The following is an 18,824-nucleotide window of genomic DNA, read 5'->3' on the forward strand; positions in this document are numbered from 1 at the left end:
CCTACAACTTCATGTTGACGTTCATGTTGTAGATGATCCATACCGAGCCAGCGATAAGAATCAATACAACAATGGCGGTAAACATCAGTGACACCAAGTTCCAACGCCCATCGGAAGATTTCGCTTCCATATGTAAGAAGTACTTAAAGTGCACAAAGATTTGTACCAGCGCACAACCGAACAAGATCACGTAAGTTTCCGTGCTTGGTAGCGCATGTGACCACACAATGTAGAACGGAATAATGGTCAGAATCAGTGACGCGATAAAGCCTTTCACGTAATCCGTTGCACCGCTGTCTAGATGCTGTTCCATTACATCACCCCCATTAAGTACACGATGGTAAATACACAAATCCAAACGATATCAAGGAAGTGCCAGAACAGGCTTAAGCACTGGAAACGCATAGACATGTTGTCGTTCAAGCCTTTGGTTGAAAGCTGGTGATACGCCACCGCCATCCAAATCAGACCGAACGTTACGTGCAACCCGTGTGTGCCAACCAAGGTAAAGAACGCAGAAAGAAACGCACTTTCTTGAGGGCCATAGCCTTCTGCAATCAAGTGATGGAATTCATACACTTCCATACAGATAAAGGCTAAGCCCAATACGAAAGTGACTTTTATCCATCGCTTCAGTCCCGTAACGTCTTTGCGCTTCATTGCAATCATGCCAAAGCCAAAGGTGATACTACTGAACAGCAGCATCATGGTTTCGACAAATACGAACGGCAGTTCAAAGATGTCTTTACCTGTCGGCCCTGCGATAGATCCACTCTCAAGCACGGCATAAGTCGCGAAAAGCGTGGCAAACAGGACACAGTCACTCATCAAGTAAACCCAGAAGCCAAACAACTTATTGCCCGCAGCTTCGTGGTGATGATCATGCGAGTGTGCAAGATCATAAGTGTGTGACGGAGTATTAGCTTGCATACGTCGTCTCCAAGTCATCTTTATTGTTGTTATCACTGTCACCGTCAGCGCTGTTACCACGACCAGAGTTGTCGCCTTTCACTGACTGTTTCTTAGCTTCTTCAAGCTGTGCACGTCGAGCCGCTTCAATCGCTTTGATCTCTTCAACTTCCACGTAGTAGTCCACATCGTCGTTGTAGCTGTGTTGAATACACGTCACCACGATACCCACTAAGCTTGCAGCGGCTAACCACCAGATGTACCAAATCATTGCGAAGCCAAATGCCAACGCCCATGCCGACACATAAATGCCTGTCGGTGTGTTCTTCGGCATATGAATACGTTCGTATTCTTCTTCCTGAGTTGGGTCAAACTCGCCACTTTGCTTTTGGTACCAGAACGCGTCTAGTTCATCGCCCCTAGGCAATTTTGCAAAGTTATAGAACGGCGGTGGTGAAGACGTTGCCCATTCGAATGTACGTCCGCCCCATGGGTCACCGGTTAGATCTCGGTTTTGGTCGCGGTCACGAACACTCACGTAAATCTGAACGAACTGACAAACAACACCCATTGCAATCACGCCCGTACCTGCTGCCGCAACCGCCAGTAGAGGGAAAAACTCAGGGTTGATGTCTTGGCTCAAACGGCGTGTCATGCCCATAAACCCTAGAGCGTAAAGCGGTAAGAACGCCATCAAGAAACCAATGATCCAGCAGTAGAATGCGCGTTTGCCCCAAAGTTCGTTCAGAGTGAAACCCGTCGCTTTCGGGAACCAGTAACCAATAGCCGCAAAGCAACCGAATACTACGCCACCGATGATCACGTTGTGGAAGTGCGCAATTAGGAATACCGAGTTATGCAGAATGAAATCTGCGCCCGGAACCGCCATCAATACGCCCGTCATACCACCAACGGTAAAGGTGATTAGGAAGCCCACTGTCCACATCATTGGCGTGGTAAAGCGGATACGTCCTTTGTACATGGTGAACAGCCAGTTGAAGATCTTAACCCCAGTCGGGATGGAGATAATCATGGTTGCGATGCCGAAGAAGGCATTCACATTGGCACCAGAGCCCATGGTGAAGAAGTGATGCAGCCAAACCACAAACGCAAGGATTGTGATGGCGACCGTCGCCCATACCAGTGAGGTATAACCAAACAGTTTTTTACGTGAAAAGGTCGCAGTCACTTCAGAGAACACACCGAAGATAGGCAAGATTAGGATGTACACCTCAGGGTGTCCCCATGCCCAAATCAAGTTCACATACATCATCACGTTGCCACCAAGGTCATTGGTGAAGAAGTGCGTGCCGATGTATCTATCCAAAGTCAGTAACGCGATGGTGACCGTTAGGATTGGGAAAGAGATGATGATCAGGATGTTGGCACACAGAGATGCCCAGGTGAATACTGGCATCTTCATCATTGGCATAGATGGAGTACGCATGCGCAAAATGGTCGCGAAGAAGTTCACACCCGTTAACGTGGTACCCACACCGGATATTTGCAGTGCCCATATCCAATAATCGACCCCGACTCCCGGACTTGCCTCAATGCCAGACAGCGGCGGATACGCCAACCAACCCGTACGGCCAAATTCACCTAAGCCCAGTGACATGTTGGTTAGGATGATACCCACCACAAACAGCCAGAAACTCAGGTTATTCAGATAAGGGAATGCAACATCACGAGCACCGATTTGCAGCGGCACGATGATGTTCATCAAACCGATAACCAAAGGCATCGCTACGAAGAAAATCATGATCACGCCGTGAGCCGTGAAGATTTGGTCGTAGTGATGTGGCGGTAAATAGCCCGTCTCACCCGCTGCAGAAAGCAATTGCTGGCTACGCATCATTACCGCATCGGCAAAGCCACGAACTAACATCACCATCGCCACAGCAATGTACATGAAGCCCAATTTTTTGTGGTCTACAGACGTAAACCATTCATTCCAAAGGTATTGCCACTTACCGGCTTTGGTTACCGCATACACCACTAAACCACCCACTAAAGCGATCATGGTTAACGTGAACAAAATAATGGGTTCGTGGTAGGGAATTGAGTCTAGAGTTAATCTTCCAAACATGACGATTATCCTTGGGTTTCCGGCAAACAGTTCATTGAACCAGGGTGCTGGGTCACGACATCGGTGAATAAAAATGGTGGGATACTGGAGAACAGAGTGACGGGTTCAGCCACACTTGGCGCAGCCAATGAACGGAACTGCTCCCAATCTTCAATACGGTCTGGGCTAGCTTTCACTTTTTCCACCCAGTTTAGAAACGCCACTTGATCAGGCATGGCTGACGCAGTGAATTTCATCTGTGAGAACCCTTTACCACTGTAGTTCGATGCAAAACCTTTGAAGTCACCTTCATGGTTAGCAATCAAATTCAGCTTGGTCACCATTCCCGGCATCGCGTAGATCTGCGAACCAAGACGCGGGATAAAGAACGCGTTCATGATGTTGTCTGAAGTTAGCTTAAACGTCACCGGAACATCTTTCGGGAACGCAACATAGTTAACCGTCGCAATGTTTTGCTCCGGATAGATGAACAGCCACTTCCAGTCCAGAGAGACCACTTCGATCACCATAGGTTGCACATCACTTTCCAGAGGCTTGGAAGGCTCTAGTTCGTGTGTTGTTCGCCAAGTGATGGTGGCTAAAATCGCGATGATGATGATTGGAATCGTCCATACCACAACTTCGATCTTGGTTGAGTGCGCCCAGTCAGGTGCATACTCTTCTGTGGTATTGCTTTCGCGGTATCTATAAGCAAAGTAGATGGTCATCAGAATCACGGGGATGACGATAATCAGCATCAGCAATAGAGCCGTGATTATCAGCTCCTTTTCCTGAACGCCAACGCTACCTTTTGGGTCGAGCAATGCGGAGTTACATCCTTCGAGCATCAGGACGGTTCCCACCAAACCAATCCTCGACAGATTTGCTCTCGATAAAATGCGTTTATATCTTGAAGCTTCCATTAACTTTCTCGATGGTTATCCAGCCTCAGAACGAACGCCCGAGTACTGGTTGTCATGGTCATTAGAATATTTATGTGTTGAGCATGTGAAACGACGCATCTCAAAGCGAAACTGAATTAAACCCATTTCTGCATAGTCAAAACTGCCAAATTAAAACGACAGTGCTGCGCAGCCGAAACATTGCCGCACGGTTAAAACCACACAAAAAACATGACTTAATTGTTACACTTTGAAATGTATTGTTACATTTGGCGCATTATGAAGAGTTGAAATGGAAAGCTCACCAAACAAACTTGGAAACTAACCTTTCATTAATAAAGGCAGAATATAAGAAAGAGAACGCAATTTTGACGCGCGACAATTGCGTGCTACATGAATTAGGCCAATGCTGGTAAGGGCTTAAAGAGAGATGTATGAACAAGTACCTCCCACCAAAGCACAAGGTAAGATCGAGGCATATTAGAAAGTGCGAATCAATGAAAACATGACGAAGATCACGTTAATGAAATCACATACTATTTAAATGGTATTTTTAAAAGATATCACTTCAGACAGATACTCATAAGGTATTTAAATAACATCTTGCTTTTTATGATAATCATGTCAGCTATACTCAGCAGAAAACTGGCAAAGATGTCAACACGAAGGTCTGAGTGCATTCTTCGGACACGACAACGGCGAGTCTGATAATGAAAGACTGAATTACACGCGTGGATGTGTTGCATTATTCTTAAACAGCAACCAACCTCGCTAGTTTGACCCCAAATGAATTAGGGTTAGTTAGCAGGAGGAGCTGACTCTAGCAGTAATTCGTAGAACCGTTTTGCAGCAGGGCCTGTCTTTGCCCCTTTTGGCAAAGTAAGATGAAGCGGAACATGATATCCACTGCCATTTTCGACATTGAGTACCGTGAGCTTGTCACTTACTCGACTTTCAACAATGTGCTTTGGTAATCGACAATAACCCACGCCCTGCTCTACCGCGCCAAACGCATGATCGAAGTTATCGACCGTAATACGCTGACTCGACTTCAACCACCCTACATCCTTTTTCTCAGCTAGCTTTCCTACCGATCCTAAGTCTCGCACCACAATTTGTGGTAGCGACGATAACTGATTAAGCGATACAGACGATGCCTTAACTAATGGGTTCGAGCAAGCAACGACAGGCTCCATCATCGTAAAACCAAAGGCTTCTGCTGAGTAATTAGTAATAGGCAGGTTGATGATAGCCACATCGGCCAGTTCTTGAGTCACCATTTCCGTCGTCTTAGACAATGATGTTTCAATCACTTGTATTGATGTGGTGTTGTTCTCCGCCAAAAATGTAGCCATCGGTTGATAAAGGCGTTCAAGACAACATAAGTGATCAACCGCAACCACAATTTCAGACTCTACACCTTTCGCCAGTTGTTCACTGATCAACTCCAACTCTCTGGCTTGTTCCAGCATACTACTCGCTCGGCGCAGCAGTGACTTTCCATCTTCCGACAGCACAGCACGACGACCTTCGACCTGCACTAAAGTCATGCCTAATTGATCCTCCAACTTTCTCAAAGCATAAATCAGCGTGGTGTGGCTCTTGTTCAATTGCAGCGCCGCTGCCTGAATACTGCCTGCACGGTCAATCTCGTAAAGGGTTTGCCATTGGTCGAGGGTGGTTTTCAATCTCATCGGTCTAAAATCCTGACAGTTACTAACTATATTATGAACTTTTCTGTCTATTTTTTACAGGTAATATCTATTTCAACAGGTAATACCTAACACAACGGGTAATCAAGCCTTCTATATTTTGGAAATGACCATGAGTCTCAGCGCAATACCAAGTAACTGTTTGGAGAAATAACCATGAAATTATTACAAGTCGATTTTGAGTTTAGCGGCCCATTTGGTGAAGAGATGTCGAACGCACTCGTTGACCTAGCAAAGTCTATTAACAACGAACCGGGTATGATCTGGAAAATCTGGACGGAAAACGAAACTGAAAAACTGGGCGGTGGTGTATACCTTTTCGAAGACCAGATCAGTGCAGAGACTTACCTAGCGATGCATGCCGCTCGCCTGCAACAGATGGGTGTACAGGAAGTACGTGGCGTAATTTTTGACGTCAATCAGCCATTAACTACCATTAACAAAGGCCCAATCAACGCTTAACGCATCGCTCATTCCAGTATTGAGTAAAAAGACTGATTAGCGATATCACTAAGTTGAAAGAGAGATCGACATAATGAACAATAAAACGTTTTTAAGCCTACACGGCATCATTTACGCAGGGTTTGCCTTCGCGTTGTTTTTCCTACCAACGGTGATGTGGCCTATATACGGCGTAGAAATTAATGATAAGTACGCTTACTTTCTCTCTCAACACACCAGTATCTTCCTTGGTGGTATTGCAGCGATAACATGGTTACTACGAGATATTGAACCCGGAGTCAGTGCCAAAAAGCTCGTACAAGGTTTGGTTGTGGCCAATATGCTGGGTGCCATCATTACCTTGTATGCCGCGTTTACAGGAATTTTTATTGGCTTTGGTTGGAGTGACCCTGCGTTCTTCCTTTCACTATCGGTGCTCAGCGTGTTGCAGGTTCGTCAACAAGGCTAGTTCATACAGAATACCAAATCAAACCAATAAAAAAGGAACAGATGCACTCATCATCTATTCCTTTTTCTCAATCAACTGTCGTTAACCTAGCGCATTCAGCTTATTTATTATGCTCCACGAAAATCAGCTCGTCAGTGTTAAAGCCACGCTCTTTAGACATCGCTTTGAACCTCTCCATGACCTCAGACGAGACTTCTGGGGTTCTAGAAAGCAGCCACAAGTAATCGGTATTTGGTCCTGAAACAAACGCGTATTGGTAATTCTCTTGGTCCAATTCAAACACCACATAAGCGCCGTAAAATGGTCCGAAGAACGACACCTTCAGATAACCCTGATCGCTGCCCTCGACAAAATAGGCTTTGCCTTCCGCTTCGGTCCATTCGCCATCTTCATCTGAATAACCGCGGTTAATCACCTTTACGCCACCATCATCACGCAGGCTATATTCAGCACTGATGCTATGGAGACCACGTTCAAAAGAGTGATCTAAGCGAGCCACTTCGTACCATTTACCCAAGTATCTATCTAATTCAAACTGTTGAACGGGCTTTACAGTTTCAGGCATGCCCACGCATCCCCCCAATAGAATGACACTCAGCAGCAATAGTATTTTCTTCATCCTAACCTCGATTTGTTTTCATAGTAATTCGAGTAAGTCATGTTAGATCTTTAACTTACATCCTTGATAATACGTTAAATCCGCTTATATGGTTCATATAACGGTAAACTATTCATAAGCTTATATGAATTGCTGCCCCCCAAAAAACCTCTAGCCTCTAAATATCTAAACCTATGAATCGATTAATCAATGCCGCTTCATTGCCATTCGATATTGAGTCGGTGTCACCTGCTTATACGATTTAAACTGACGATTGAAATTGGCTTGATTGTCATACCCTACTTTCTCCAAAATCAAACTCACTGGTAATGAGGTGTTAATCAATAAATCACATGCCACATTGAGCCTAATTTTCTTTAGCCGTTGACTAAAACTCTCGTTGTAATGCTTTTGAAATAGCCGCCTAACACTACTCTCACTAATGTACAGGTGACTGGCTAAGTCGTTAACCGAGATATTGCGGATAAAGTTCTTCACCAAGAAGGCTTCAATCTTATCCAGCTTATCGCTGACCTCATCTTCGTCACCTGAATTGAAAATAGGGTTAATCAATTGAACTACCTCTTGATCATCAAGTAATAACGAAAACAGAGCGAATAATGTAAGCAGTTGTTGATGTGGCGACTGAACCATCACCTTGTTTAACAGTTCCGTCGCTTTTTCTGCGGTAACAGGCGAAAACTGCAGCCCTTTCTTAGAATCTTCCAACAAAGCACGCAGCGGTTCGAGCTCGCGGCAACACGTGATTAATTGCTCTATCCAGTCTTTGCGAAACCAAACCACATGCGTTTCACACATTCGCGAGTCGTCTGCGCTCTCTTCTGAATAGATAGCATGTGGCAAATCTGGACCAACCAAAATCATGTGGTTGTGAAACACATTACTTTGGTGATGCCCAACAAGGCTATGACCAGAAAAGTGACGATGAATCGCTATCTCATACTCTTCATGTCGGTGCCAACCATAGCTTTTACTGTTCTCAATAATTCTCTTGTAACGCCATGACGTGCCAATTCGTTGTGGCACTTTTTCCAAGTAACCCTTCATTGCAATACTCAGTGACTTTTTAATATTGAAAGTATACGTATCAAACCATCTAAATGAGAGTTTTGACTGAAAAGTATTGAAAACTGCACTAACAATACTCATCCGGTTGTCACCGCTAAATATACTGCAAGTGAACTTAACTAGGAGAGCAACTATGGACACTTTATTATTAAAAATTCGCGATATGATTCTTGCCACTCGTCAGCAGTGGATAGGCGAGATCACCTACAACCACAACATTAAAGGTGAGAACACTTGGAAACTTTATGGCTATAACTCTCATGAAGAATACAAAAAAGATCTGCGTAACAGCCTAAGAGAAGAATCGTAACTAGAAGCTCATTCAAACGACAGCTTGTTGATTAATCGCAGTTTTTATTTGTCATTCATGTAGAGTTTCACACCATCCACTCGCTTTCTATACTTACTTAACAGTGGAACATGGAAAATATAATAATGAACAACAAGCTCACTTTTACACGTACTGTATCGATTGCATTACTCGCTAGTTTAAGCGCCGGGCCATCGGCTGTCGCTAAAATCCAAGTCGCAAACCAGATCTTCACCAATGCCGACATCTACGGGCATCGCGAATCGGACTCGATCGTTACCCACAACGGCAAGATCATTTTCATTGGCGACCACTCACAAGCGAAAGCTTTTCAAGGGCAGAGTACCGATGTCATTGATTTAGAAAATGCCTTTGTGCTGCCGGGATTCATTGATAATCACAACCATGTTTTCGAAGCTGCCTCAGAGCTGGGTGGCAATTGCGAGCTGGGTTCTGAAGCCACACTCGAAGAACAAATTCCTTACTTAGAAGCTTGTAAAATCAATGCTGAAAGCAATGGCAAGGGTTGGTTGATGGGCTATGGTTTCTCTTTGGAATCGACACTCGATAGCGATTCTGAATACACACCACTTGAGATCATCGACAGTGTCTTCCCAGACCGCCCCGTAGTAATCATGGAGCAAACCTCACACTCGATGTGGGTGAACTCGAAAGCATTGAAAATAGCCCGAATCAGCCAACAATCTCCAGACCCACAAGGCGGTGCATATCTAAAGGATCCTGATAGCGGAAAGCTTAACGGCATTCTATTGGATAACGCTGGCGACCAAATCATGGAGATGGCGTGGAACAGCCAAAGCGAGCTATTTGAGCAAAGCTACCAAGGCTTAATGTTCGGTCTTGAAGAAGCCGCTGCACACGGCATTACCACCATAGGTGACGGCCGAATGTATTGGAAACGAGGTTGGTATGATGTTTGGCTAGAAGCGGAGCAAAACCAAGATTTGACTGCTCGCGTGTCATTACGCCCTTGGGTTTACCCATCAATGGCGATGCCTTCTCAGCTTAAGGTATTCGAGAAGATGTATTCCGATGACAAAAGCCGTCTGCTGCTGATCGATCAGGTCAAAATGTACAGCGATGGCATCTTCATTAATGGCACGGCAAAAACACTCGCCCCCTACTTGGATACTTACCTGCCACAGTCGCCGAACGGCTTGAACTACATCCCACCAGCACAGATGAAAGAGTGGCTAAGTGCGCTCGATAAAATCGGCTTTAGTGCGCACATTCATGCAATTGGTGATGGCGCCGTTCGTGAATCCCTTAACGCTATCGAAAGCGTGCGTAAACAAGGTTCGCAAAAGCCTTACACCTTAACTCACGTTGAGTTAATCAGTGATGAAGATGTTCCCCGCTTCAAACAGCTCAATGTCTCAGCGGATTTCCAAGTCGAGTCTGATTACGTTGCCAAGCATCAACACCAGTGGGCCGAGGCTTTCCTTGGTGCTCGACGAACCAAAGCCATGATGAACCTAGACGCGATACTCAAAACCGACGCCAACATCACTCTAAGTAGTGATTGGAACGTACACGACATCAACCCATTGGTCGGCATCGCGAACAGTTTAATCATGGGTAAAACAGGCCTAACCGATATCTATACAGCCATCGATGCTTACACGCTCAATGCAGCTAAGAGCCTTGGAATTGAAGACGTAACAGGTTCTATTGAAGTTGGTAAGTCAGCAGATTTCGCCATTCTCGACCGCGACATCACCACCGTATCGGCAAGAGAAATCGCCAGAACTCAGGTACTGATGACGGTATTACGTGGGGATGTGGTTTACGAGAAATAAGGCTAACAAGCGCACCGAAAAGCGTGAAGAGATACAGATCTCAGAGGTAGATTAAAAGAGGAGGTTAGGAAATGATTAGTGTTTGTACCTAAAGGTATTGCTGTCATCAACAATCTCGATTTTTACAGGCACAGTGCCTTGCTTAACGTTGCCGATTTTTGCAAATGCCTTGTGCGAAAGGTCGATCACTCGGCCTTTTACGTAAGGGCCTCGGTCATTAATTTTCACATCAACAGACTTGTTATTGTCTGTATTGGTCACTCTCACGATAGTGCCGAATGGCAAGGTTTTATGAGCTGCAGTATTCGCACTCATGTTATACGTTTCACCACTTGCTGTGAGCCTTCCATGGAACTTATCGCCATACCAAGAAGCTTTACCAGCAAGAGCATGTGACTTGGCATAATCCTTTGTTTTAGAACTGCCAACAGCCGACGTTGAGGTGCATCCGGCTAGTACCATAAGAACAAGCGCAGTAAAGATAATATGTCGTTTTTTAATGTGATTTGGGGGCGTTAATCTCTGCATGTTTCTCTGTTTTCGTTATTGTTAGTTCGGCCGTATGGTACTGAGTATAGTCACTGCCCAGACAAAACTACCATTCGGTATGATTTCCAATGTTTTCATGAACAACGCTTTATTCCGTCATATTCATGAAAGGTTTTATCGTCAAAACGTCAACTTTAGCAACACATTCAAGTTATCTATTTATTGACCATCCATACTAATAAACACTGAAGAGAACATCTTAAGGCCAAATTATTTTTGCCCCACATCGACGTCAGTGCATTCTCCCTTCCCCAAAGTAATTGCAAAAAAGGACTGGTATCTCTACCAATCCTTCTTCGGGGTATTTCGTTTTTCTACCTTATGGAAGGCAGTAACGCTATTACTCGTAATCAGTCGCGTACGTATCTTCGTATGTGTGCGAGTAGAATTCGAATAGGTTGCCAAACGGGTCTTCTAGGTAAACCATTTGTGCTTGTTTTAGTTCGTCTTCTGGGTGGTAACGGTGAATATCCATACGTACCTTACCGCCAAACTCTTCAACGCGCTTAATAGCTGAATGAAACTGTTCTTTTGGAAGCTGTAGACAGAAGTGGAAGATGCCTAGGCGAGAGAAATCAACTTCGTGACGCTCTTGGCGATCTTTCATTTCGAACAGCTCAACACCGATGCCATCAGATGTGACTAGGTGTGCAATGTTGAAGCCCTTGAAGCCTTCACCAAATACTGCGATACACATACGGCCGATTGCTGATTCGCGCTCTTCCATTACTTTGGTGTTGTTCATTACGATTCTTAGACCTAAAGCTTTCGTGTAAAACTCAACTGCTTTGTCCATATCGCCAACCATTAGGCCTACGTGATTCATTTTCATAACTTACTCCAAATTCGTTTTTAATTCTGTGTGTTTCGAAGTCTAGCTTCGGTATTTCGTTTCGATGAAGAGAGTATAGGGAGATGACTTAATTAAATGAAATTATCATAAATTATATTAATGATAATTTTTTGTTATATAAGTTTGCAGAGATCTCAGCTCCCTTAAAGAAGCCACACCTGCCCTTGCCTACATATAAATAGATAGATAGAGGCTTACGTGAATGGAGATAAGCCTAAATAGAGAACAACCTAAAGAGCATAGCTACCCAAATAGAGCGCTGCCCACTCTGATGGTTTTTGTTGATAAGCTTTATCGATAACTTCTGTTGATAGCTTTTATCGATAGCCTTCTTCTATCAAAGATAGGATTTGCCTATTGAATCTATAGAAATGTCCGATTTCACTAATTTCCGGTGCGAATGCAATATATCTCCATCGACGCGGGATAGCGTTAAACACTACAAATTAGAAAGAGAGTCGAATCATGATCAACACAGAAATCAAACCATTCAACGCAACAGCATTCAAAAACGGCGAATTCGTAGAAATCACTGAGCAAGACGTTAAAGGCAAGTGGGCTGTATTCTTCTTCTACCCAGCAGACTTTACCTTCGTATGTCCAACTGAGCTAGTTGACCTACAAGACAAATACGCAGAGCTTCAATCTCGTGGCGTAGAAGTTTACTCAGTATCAACTGACACGCACTTCTCTCACAAAGCATGGCACGATACTTCTGACAAAATCGGTACTATCGAATACTTCATGGTAGGTGACCAAACTGGCAACATCACAAACAACTTCAACGTTATGCGTGAAGGTCAAGGCCTAGCAGACCGTGCTACGTTCCTAATCGACCCAGAAGGCGTTATCCAAGCAATGGAAATCACTGCTGAAGGTATCGGCCGTGACGCTGAAGACCTACTACGCAAGGTTAAAGCAGCACAATACGTAGCCGCTAACCCAGGTGAAGTTTGCCCAGCTAAATGGAAAGAAGGCGAAGAGACTCTAGCTCCATCTCTAGACCTAGTAGGCAAGATTTAATCTAAGCCTAGCCAAAGAACAAATAAAGCTGAATAGCTAAACGGTTCTACAGGCGCGCTTCGGCCCCCCTCCTAAAGGGCAGTTGCGCGCCACCCTTTCAAACCATCAACACCACAATATTTGCCGACTTGCGACCCCCTTTTTATTTTCCTTTTTCAGCAAGAAGGTATTGGTCAATACCAAGACACAGAATTTAAGAGCAGGTACGATTATGTTAGATCAAGCAATGAAGCAGCAGCTAAAAGCATACCTAGAAAACCTAAAAACCAATGTTCAGTTAGTGCTGAGCCTTGATGACAGCGATACCGCAAACAAACTTCAAGACCTAGCGAATAATATCGCCTCTCTCACAGACAAAATTGAAGTGACTCGCGATGACAGCGCAAGCACGCGCAGCCCTATCATGCAGGTCGTCAACCAAGAGAAAGGCACTGCGATCGGTTTCGCGGGTTTACCAATGGGTCACGAGTTCACATCTCTGGTATTGGCACTGCTTCACAGTGGTGGTCACCCGATCAAGCTTGAAGCTGACGTAATCGAACAAATTAAAGAATTAGATCAAGAGCTTAATGTAGAAATCTTCATCTCACTATCGTGCCAAAACTGTCCAGAAGTGGTTCAGGCATTCAACATGATGTCGGCGATTAACCCTCTGGTTAAGACAACTATGATTGACGGCGCTGCATTCCAAGACGAAGTGAAGTCGCGCGACATCATGGCGGTACCAAGCGTGTTCATTAATGGTGAACTATTTGGTCAAGGTCGTATGTCATTGGCTGAAATCCTTAACAAAGTCGATTCAGGCGCAGCTGAAAAGAAAGCGGCAAACCTCAACCAACAAGCACCATTTGATGTGTTAGTTGTCGGTGGTGGCCCTGCAGGTTCTTCAGCAGCTATCTACGCGGCACGTAAAGGCATTCGCACAGGTGTGGTGGCTGACCGATTCGGTGGTCAAGTCATGGATACCATGGCGATTGAGAACTTTATCTCAGTGAAAGCAACAACGGGTCCTAAGCTAGTGGCTAGCCTAGAAGAGCACGTAAAAGAATACGGTGTTGAGGTAATGACTGAGCAGCGCGCTGCCAACATCATTGCTGCAGAAGACACGGAAGACGGCTACATCCATGTTGAGCTAGAGAGCGGCGCAACACTGCGAGCTCGCACGGTGATCACAAGTACAGGTGCTCGCTGGCGTGAAATGAACGTTCCGGGTGAGCAAGAGTACCGCAACAAAGGTGTTGCTTACTGCCCACACTGTGACGGTCCACTGTTCAAAGGCAAGAAAACGGCCGTTATCGGCGGTGGTAACTCGGGTATTGAAGCCGCTATCGACCTAGCAGGCATAGTGGAACACGTAACCGTGCTTGAATTTGCAGATACACTGCGCGCTGACCAAGTGCTTATCGACAAAGCGAACGCAACGCCAAACATCGAAATCATCAAGATGGCACAAACAACACGAGTGATTGGTGATGGTAATCGCGTAACGGGTCTGGAATACAAAGATCGCAACACCGATGAACTGAAACAGATCGAACTAGCGGGTATCTTTGTTCAAATCGGCCTAATGCCAAACAGCGAATGGTTGAAGGGAACGAAGGTAGAACTATCACCACGCGGTGAGATTGAGATTAACGCCCATGGCGCAACATCAATGAAAGGTGTATTCGCAGCGGGTGACGTAACAACCGTACCTTACAAACAGATCATCATTGCGATGGGTGAAGGTGCTAAAGCAAGTTTAGGTGCGTTTGACCACCTAATCCGTAACTCAGCTCCGGTTAAAGAGGCTGAAACCGCTTAATCTTTTAAGCAAACATTCCTTAAAACGTTCTTGTTAACTTACTAGTTATTAGTAACTTACTAATTATTATTAACCACTTAGTCGATTTTAGACACCACTCCTATGGATTTAGGAGTGGTTTTTTTATTTGCAGCGAAATTTTATGCTGGTTGATAAAGCATAAAGGCAACCACTAATGCGAGGCTTCCGCCCAAACAACGGTTTACCACCATCATCTGTTTTGGTGATTGAAGCAGCTTTTTAAGCATCGTACCGCAATACGCCCACACCAACATGCACGGTACGCCCGTGATCACCATGCCTGCAATAATGGTCACCACTTGAATTAGATAGTCTGCGTTCGGAGTGATGAACTGAGAAAACACAGTTAACGAAGCAATCCAACCTTTAGGATTCAACACCTGAACCAACACACCCGACATAAAGCCCGAACGATTATCGGTGGTGCTCTCTTCGATTTGCATATTCGCAATCGACCATGCCATGAACAGCAAATAAGCCGCACCCGCGTACTTCAAAATGTTGTATAGCTCAGGGTAAAGAGTGAATAGGCTCACCAAACCGACGCTAGAACCCGCCAGTACGATGATGATGCCAAAAGCGTTTCCAGAGATAAAAGGCAAAGTTGCGGCAAACCCATAACGACTTGAAATCCCAAGTAATGCGATATTGCCAGCCCCAGGTGTAATTGCAATCGATGTTGAAAATAGCAAGAACGCCAGCATTAATTGAGAGCTCATTTCCTCTCACTCCTAGTAGATAAATATTGATAGGGAGAGAGTTTACAGATTCTATTAGGAATTAAATTGCTATATAGGCTACTATTAGCCCAAACTTGAGCAGAATTTCTTCAAATTGACCATGAAAAAGAAAGAATCCACTCGTGAAGTGTTGGATGATACAGATATCACCATCTTAGGACACATCCAACAAGACGGACGTATGAGCAACAGTAAGCTCGCCGAGAAAGTTAACCTCAGCGAAACCCCGTGTTGGCGCCGTTGGAAACGCATGGAAGAGACAGGCTATATCGATGGTTACGCCGCCAAGCTAAACCGCAAGAAACTTGGCTTTCATGTAGCTGGCTTTACCTTAGTGACGTTGGGCAACCACGAAGTTGAAAACACAGAACCGTTTGAAGAGTTTGTCGAGGTGACTAATTGGATTCCGATGTGTCACTGCATTGCAGGTGGTGCAGACTACATGGTTCAGGTGCTAGCCAGAGACTTGGAAGAGTATTTTGAGCGCATTAGCTCAATAAGACGAGTAAAAGGTGTGAGTGCGATTCAATCCAACATATCAGTGAAAGAATTGAAGAACAGTTATCAACTTCCTCTAGAAGAATAGCGTGAGTCAGTAAAAATTGTCGTAAGCCAAATTCAAGAGCAAGAGACGAGCTTTGTAAAACTCGTAGTTCCAGTTCAATTTGTCGAACGTCATACCATGCTTAAAATTAAGTAAAAAGATTCCAGATAAGAAAATGTCTATGATTCTGACTTAACTACACACTCTTTTTTCATGATATTTAGCCCTTGTTCAAGAGTCTGGGCCCAAGCTTGCTCGACGCTTTCATCGTAAAGGGGATCGTATTTTTTGACTGTATTCAGCAATGAGTTAAACCATTCGTTAAGCTCTTGTTCAGAGATATCCATCCCCAAATCTTTATGTCGCTTACCAAGCTTTTTAACCGAGTTTCTTACACTCGGTAAACCAGAAGAGTTGTAAATCAAGATGATCGAGGCTTTGAGCATCTTAGTTTGTTGCTCTAACCCTATGTTTTCAAAACGTTCTGAAAACCTAGGGTTGTGCTCACAGAAATCGGCCAAAAATGTTTCCAGAAACTCTTGGTCGATCCGGCAACGTTCAAAACTCTCATAAAACAGTTCATTTGGTGTCATCTGGCAGATCCTTTGCAATATTTGTGAGTCTTCAGGGAAACAGACAAGTTCAGAGCCATAATTCACAAGCTCTGAACAATCAACATAACCTAATAATACGCCACCGTGGCATAAAGTGAACTATGGCATCAGGTGAACTATGGCATAAAGTGAGTGGCGCAGATCTTGTTTCCATCAGGGTCTCGTAAGTAAGCCAAGTAAAGGCGGCGCTCATCGGTTCCCCTCACTCCTGGACCATTTTCAATACTTGTCCCCCCGTTTTCTACACCAATACGATGCCACTCATCGACGACTTCTGGTGAGGTTGCTAGAAAACCTATCGTCATCCCATTGCCATACGTGGCAGGCTGGCCATCAATCGGTTTAGTTAAACCCAGTACACCGGTTTGGCTCACGTAAATACAACGCCCTTTAGGATCGACAGAACCTTCGCTGTAACCAAGCACCTTCATAATTGGGTCATAGAAAGACTTCGCGCGTTCAATATCTTCGGTACCGAGAAAAACATGGCTGAACATAACTAACCTCTTCTTATAGTGAAAGAACGTCCTAAACTAGACCCTTAATTCCTATTTGTCTACACGAGACACTCTTTACCATCACAGCTCAACTTATTGATAAAAGCCTCAAATTTGGTTCGATATCCCAAGCGAAATAAAAGCTAATCAACAATACGCTGAGCGCCCTGCCCTCGGTCATGCAGGATGTCTTCAGGGTTTAGTAATTGGCATTTCTGCATACTCAAACAGCCGCAACCGATGCAACCGGTTAAGTTCTCTTGTAACGACTTAATTTGCGCCATTTTACTATCGAGCTGCCCTTGCCACTTCTTAGCCACAAGCTCCCAATCATGTTTAGTCGCCGTATGGTTCATCGGTAACGTCGATAGCTCATCGGTGATTTCTTCAAGCGTGAAACCTATCGACTGAGCGACTTGTATCAGCGCTATTCGTCTAAGCATCGCAGACTGATAGCGACGCTGGTTACCATTGGTTCGAATCGACGCAATTAATCCCTTAGTTTCGTAGAAGCGTAAGGCTGAAGGTGCGACACCACTACGGTCCGACAGTTGACCAATCGTTAGGTATATAATGTTTTTCATTGTTAAAATATCCTTGAAGTCACCAATAGATTAAGTTCACTTTAACTTCATAATAAAGATAGGTTCTGATTGCCACCAATTAAGAGTCCAAAACTTTGGAAGCAAACACAATAAAAAACAGCTTAGATAAATTTAGAAAAAGTTAGTCAAATAGTTCGATAATCAACTTATTGTCTTTGATCACCAGATTAGGTTCCGATGATTTGAGCAATAGCTCTTGCACCTTGTTGCTATCCAATTTGTAAACGGGTAACTGAGACAAGGCAAAACCGATCATAGACACCGCAGGTTTAAGTAGTTTCTCGACTTCAGGAGAAAGCTGCCGCCCTTTTTCATCAAAGCGCTCTAGCCGCAGCGATTTTAAGTACACTTCGCCACTCTCTTTGTCGTATTCGGGAGTCGCACTGAATTCGATATCAAGATCCAACCCCATATTCGGCATGTTAAACACCTGAACTTTTGCATTGGTATTCGCCAGAACAGAAACACGCTGACTCTCTGCTCGCCCGATTTTAACTTCTAGATCATCAACGGCCACTTGTGCATACATGACGCTTTCAACACCAACTTCTTGCTCTAACATCACTGAGTCTTGCAGATATTTCGTCATGTCTTGCTCAGTAATACTGTAGCTAACACAACCACTGAGCATCAGGGCAGTTACAGCTATAATCAAACGGTTCGTTAACTTTGTTGTCATTAGAGATAAGCTCTTAATTTGTAAATGCATGAAACGGATGTTACTCGAAAAGACACTGTAAAATAGTTGTCACAATGACAGTGTCGGATAGCTGTGTAGAATGATCCACCTAAATGGTGATGTCGTATAGATTGATATAGACAAAATGAGTAAGGCAAGCAATGACTGCATTAACGATATTTTACGATGGAAGCTGTCCACTTTGTGCAAAAGAGATGGCAGCACTGACTAAATCTGATACCAAAAATCAAATCCAGACCATCGATATCTACAGTGAAGCGTTTTCAAACTACCCGCAAATAGATGCTGAGGCAGCCAATACGATTTTGCATGCACTGGACGAAAACGGAAAGCTGCTGCTCGGTTTAGACGTAACCTACCAAGCATGGAAGCTGGTTGGCAAAGGGTGGCTGTATGCTCCGTTACGTTGGACGATTTTCAAGCCAATGGCAGATTGGTGCTATCTACGGTTTGCCAAGAATCGATATCAAATTTCATTCTGGCTAACCGGAAAGTCACGTTGCGACGGTAATAGCTGCATTAAATAGCTGTATTAAATTGCATTGGAATTAAGACA

At 44.4% G+C, this 18,824-nt stretch carries 22 protein-coding genes and 2 pseudogenes; 10 read left to right on the plus strand and 14 right to left on the minus strand.

Going from position 1 to position 18,824, the window contains the following annotated elements; all coding sequences use genetic code 11:
- Position 1: 1 nt before the first annotated feature.
- The 4 genes from cyoD to cyoA are packed head-to-tail and all read right to left on the minus strand — an operon-like array spanning position 2 to position 3,900.
- Entirely contained in the window at positions 2–313 is a 312-nt protein-coding gene (gene cyoD / locus OCU50_RS09250) for a cytochrome o ubiquinol oxidase subunit IV (protein ID WP_010439794.1), read from the minus strand.
- Positions 313–930, minus strand: a complete 618-nt coding sequence (gene cyoC / locus OCU50_RS09255; protein ID WP_010439790.1) for a cytochrome o ubiquinol oxidase subunit III — start codon at positions 928–930, stop codon at positions 313–315. Before cyoC ends, cyoD begins: the two co-directional genes overlap by 1 nt.
- Entirely contained in the window at positions 920–2,998 is a 2,079-nt protein-coding gene (cyoB, locus tag OCU50_RS09260; RefSeq protein WP_060468078.1) for a cytochrome o ubiquinol oxidase subunit I, read from the minus strand. The genes cyoC and cyoB overlap by 11 nt, the downstream gene beginning before the upstream one ends.
- Positions 2,999–3,003: 5 nt before the next feature.
- A complete protein-coding gene (gene cyoA, locus OCU50_RS09265) occupies positions 3,004–3,900 on the minus strand; it encodes a ubiquinol oxidase subunit II (RefSeq protein ID WP_082710335.1) in 897 nt (298 codons plus the stop codon).
- A gap of 655 nt (positions 3,901–4,555) precedes the next feature.
- On the opposite strand from cyoA, the pseudogene OCU50_RS09270 reads away from it, so the two are divergent.
- Positions 4,556–4,654, plus strand: a pseudogene (locus tag OCU50_RS09270) (TetR/AcrR family transcriptional regulator); the annotation flags it as partial.
- A 22-nt stretch (positions 4,655–4,676) separates the two neighbouring features.
- Here OCU50_RS09270 and OCU50_RS09275 read toward each other — a convergent pair.
- Entirely contained in the window at positions 4,677–5,573 is an 897-nt protein-coding gene (locus OCU50_RS09275; RefSeq protein ID WP_060468080.1) for a LysR family transcriptional regulator, read from the minus strand.
- A gap of 174 nt (positions 5,574–5,747) precedes the next feature.
- On the opposite strand from OCU50_RS09275, the gene OCU50_RS09280 reads away from it, so the two are divergent.
- Positions 5,748–6,053, plus strand: a complete 306-nt coding sequence (locus OCU50_RS09280) for a monooxygenase (protein ID WP_060468081.1) — start codon at positions 5,748–5,750, stop codon at positions 6,051–6,053.
- A 73-nt stretch (positions 6,054–6,126) separates the two neighbouring features.
- Positions 6,127–6,501: a hypothetical protein gene (locus OCU50_RS09285; RefSeq protein WP_060468082.1), complete on the plus strand. Its 375-nt coding sequence runs from the start codon at positions 6,127–6,129 to the stop codon at positions 6,499–6,501.
- A 100-nt stretch (positions 6,502–6,601) separates the two neighbouring features.
- Here the strand turns inward: OCU50_RS09285 and OCU50_RS09290 are convergent, their stop codons facing one another.
- Together OCU50_RS09290 and OCU50_RS09295 are read right to left on the minus strand one after the other, a co-directional pair.
- Positions 6,602–7,120 carry a lipocalin family protein gene (locus OCU50_RS09290; RefSeq protein WP_060468083.1) on the minus strand — a complete coding sequence of 173 codons (519 nt, stop codon included), beginning with the start codon at positions 7,118–7,120 and terminating at the stop codon, positions 6,602–6,604.
- A gap of 186 nt (positions 7,121–7,306) precedes the next feature.
- The gene (locus OCU50_RS09295; RefSeq protein ID WP_060468084.1) at positions 7,307–8,269 is read right to left on the minus strand and encodes a helix-turn-helix transcriptional regulator; all 963 of its coding nucleotides are present in this window, start codon (positions 8,267–8,269) and stop codon (positions 7,307–7,309) included.
- A 52-nt stretch (positions 8,270–8,321) separates the two neighbouring features.
- On the opposite strand from OCU50_RS09295, the gene OCU50_RS09300 reads away from it, so the two are divergent.
- A complete protein-coding gene (locus tag OCU50_RS09300) occupies positions 8,322–8,498 on the plus strand; it encodes a hypothetical protein (RefSeq protein ID WP_016786079.1) in 177 nt (58 codons plus the stop codon).
- 125 nt (positions 8,499–8,623) lie between these two features.
- Entirely contained in the window at positions 8,624–10,318 is a 1,695-nt protein-coding gene (locus OCU50_RS09305) for an amidohydrolase (protein WP_060468085.1), read from the plus strand.
- Positions 10,319–10,393: 75 nt separating this feature from the next.
- Here OCU50_RS09305 and OCU50_RS09310 read toward each other — a convergent pair whose 3' ends face one another.
- Positions 10,394–10,846: a septal ring lytic transglycosylase RlpA family protein gene (locus OCU50_RS09310; RefSeq protein ID WP_060468086.1), complete on the minus strand. Its 453-nt coding sequence runs from the start codon at positions 10,844–10,846 to the stop codon at positions 10,394–10,396.
- Positions 10,847–11,207: 361 nt separating this feature from the next.
- A complete protein-coding gene (locus OCU50_RS09315) occupies positions 11,208–11,699 on the minus strand; it encodes a VOC family protein (RefSeq protein ID WP_060468087.1) in 492 nt (163 codons plus the stop codon).
- Between the two features lie 486 nt (positions 11,700–12,185).
- Here OCU50_RS09315 and ahpC point away from each other — a divergent pair, with 486 nt between their 5' ends.
- Together ahpC and ahpF are read left to right on the plus strand one after the other, a co-directional pair.
- The gene (ahpC, locus tag OCU50_RS09320) at positions 12,186–12,743 is read left to right on the plus strand and encodes an alkyl hydroperoxide reductase subunit C (RefSeq protein WP_016798107.1); all 558 of its coding nucleotides are present in this window, start codon (positions 12,186–12,188) and stop codon (positions 12,741–12,743) included.
- Between the two features lie 211 nt (positions 12,744–12,954).
- On the plus strand, positions 12,955–14,547 hold the full coding sequence (gene ahpF / locus OCU50_RS09325) for an alkyl hydroperoxide reductase subunit F (protein ID WP_060468088.1): 1,593 nt from the start codon (positions 12,955–12,957) through the stop codon (positions 14,545–14,547).
- Positions 14,548–14,687: 140 nt separating this feature from the next.
- Here the strand turns inward: ahpF and OCU50_RS09330 are convergent, their stop codons facing one another.
- Positions 14,688–15,287 (minus strand): LysE family translocator, encoded by a 600-nt coding sequence (locus tag OCU50_RS09330; protein ID WP_060468089.1) that lies wholly within the window; start codon positions 15,285–15,287, stop codon positions 14,688–14,690.
- Positions 15,288–15,408: 121 nt separating this feature from the next.
- Here OCU50_RS09330 and OCU50_RS09335 point away from each other — a divergent pair, with 121 nt between their 5' ends.
- Positions 15,409–15,894, plus strand: coding sequence for an Lrp/AsnC family transcriptional regulator (locus OCU50_RS09335; RefSeq protein WP_060468090.1), 486 nt, complete (start codon positions 15,409–15,411; stop codon positions 15,892–15,894).
- A pseudogene (locus tag OCU50_RS09340) lies at positions 15,895–16,008 on the plus strand (LacI family DNA-binding transcriptional regulator); the annotation flags it as partial. It abuts the gene before it with no gap.
- 23 nt (positions 16,009–16,031) lie between these two features.
- Here the strand turns inward: OCU50_RS09340 and OCU50_RS09345 are convergent.
- From OCU50_RS09345 to OCU50_RS09360, 4 genes are all read right to left on the minus strand, one after another.
- Positions 16,032–16,445: a globin gene (locus OCU50_RS09345; protein WP_060468091.1), complete on the minus strand. Its 414-nt coding sequence runs from the start codon at positions 16,443–16,445 to the stop codon at positions 16,032–16,034.
- Between the two features lie 137 nt (positions 16,446–16,582).
- A complete protein-coding gene (locus OCU50_RS09350) occupies positions 16,583–16,963 on the minus strand; it encodes a VOC family protein (protein ID WP_060468092.1) in 381 nt (126 codons plus the stop codon).
- Positions 16,964–17,106: 143 nt separating this feature from the next.
- Complete coding sequence (soxR, locus tag OCU50_RS09355) at positions 17,107–17,547, minus strand: redox-sensitive transcriptional activator SoxR (protein ID WP_060468093.1); 441 nt, start codon at positions 17,545–17,547, stop codon at positions 17,107–17,109.
- Between the two features lie 142 nt (positions 17,548–17,689).
- Positions 17,690–18,247 (minus strand): YceB family lipoprotein, encoded by a 558-nt coding sequence (locus tag OCU50_RS09360; protein WP_060468094.1) that lies wholly within the window; start codon positions 18,245–18,247, stop codon positions 17,690–17,692.
- A 161-nt stretch (positions 18,248–18,408) separates the two neighbouring features.
- On the opposite strand from OCU50_RS09360, the gene OCU50_RS09365 reads away from it, so the two are divergent.
- Complete coding sequence (locus OCU50_RS09365) at positions 18,409–18,795, plus strand: thiol-disulfide oxidoreductase DCC family protein (RefSeq protein WP_060468095.1); 387 nt, start codon at positions 18,409–18,411, stop codon at positions 18,793–18,795.
- Positions 18,796–18,824: the final 29 nt, after the last annotated feature.

The organism is Vibrio toranzoniae (assembly GCF_024347655.1).
Lineage (GTDB): Bacteria > Pseudomonadota > Gammaproteobacteria > Enterobacterales > Vibrionaceae > Vibrio > Vibrio toranzoniae.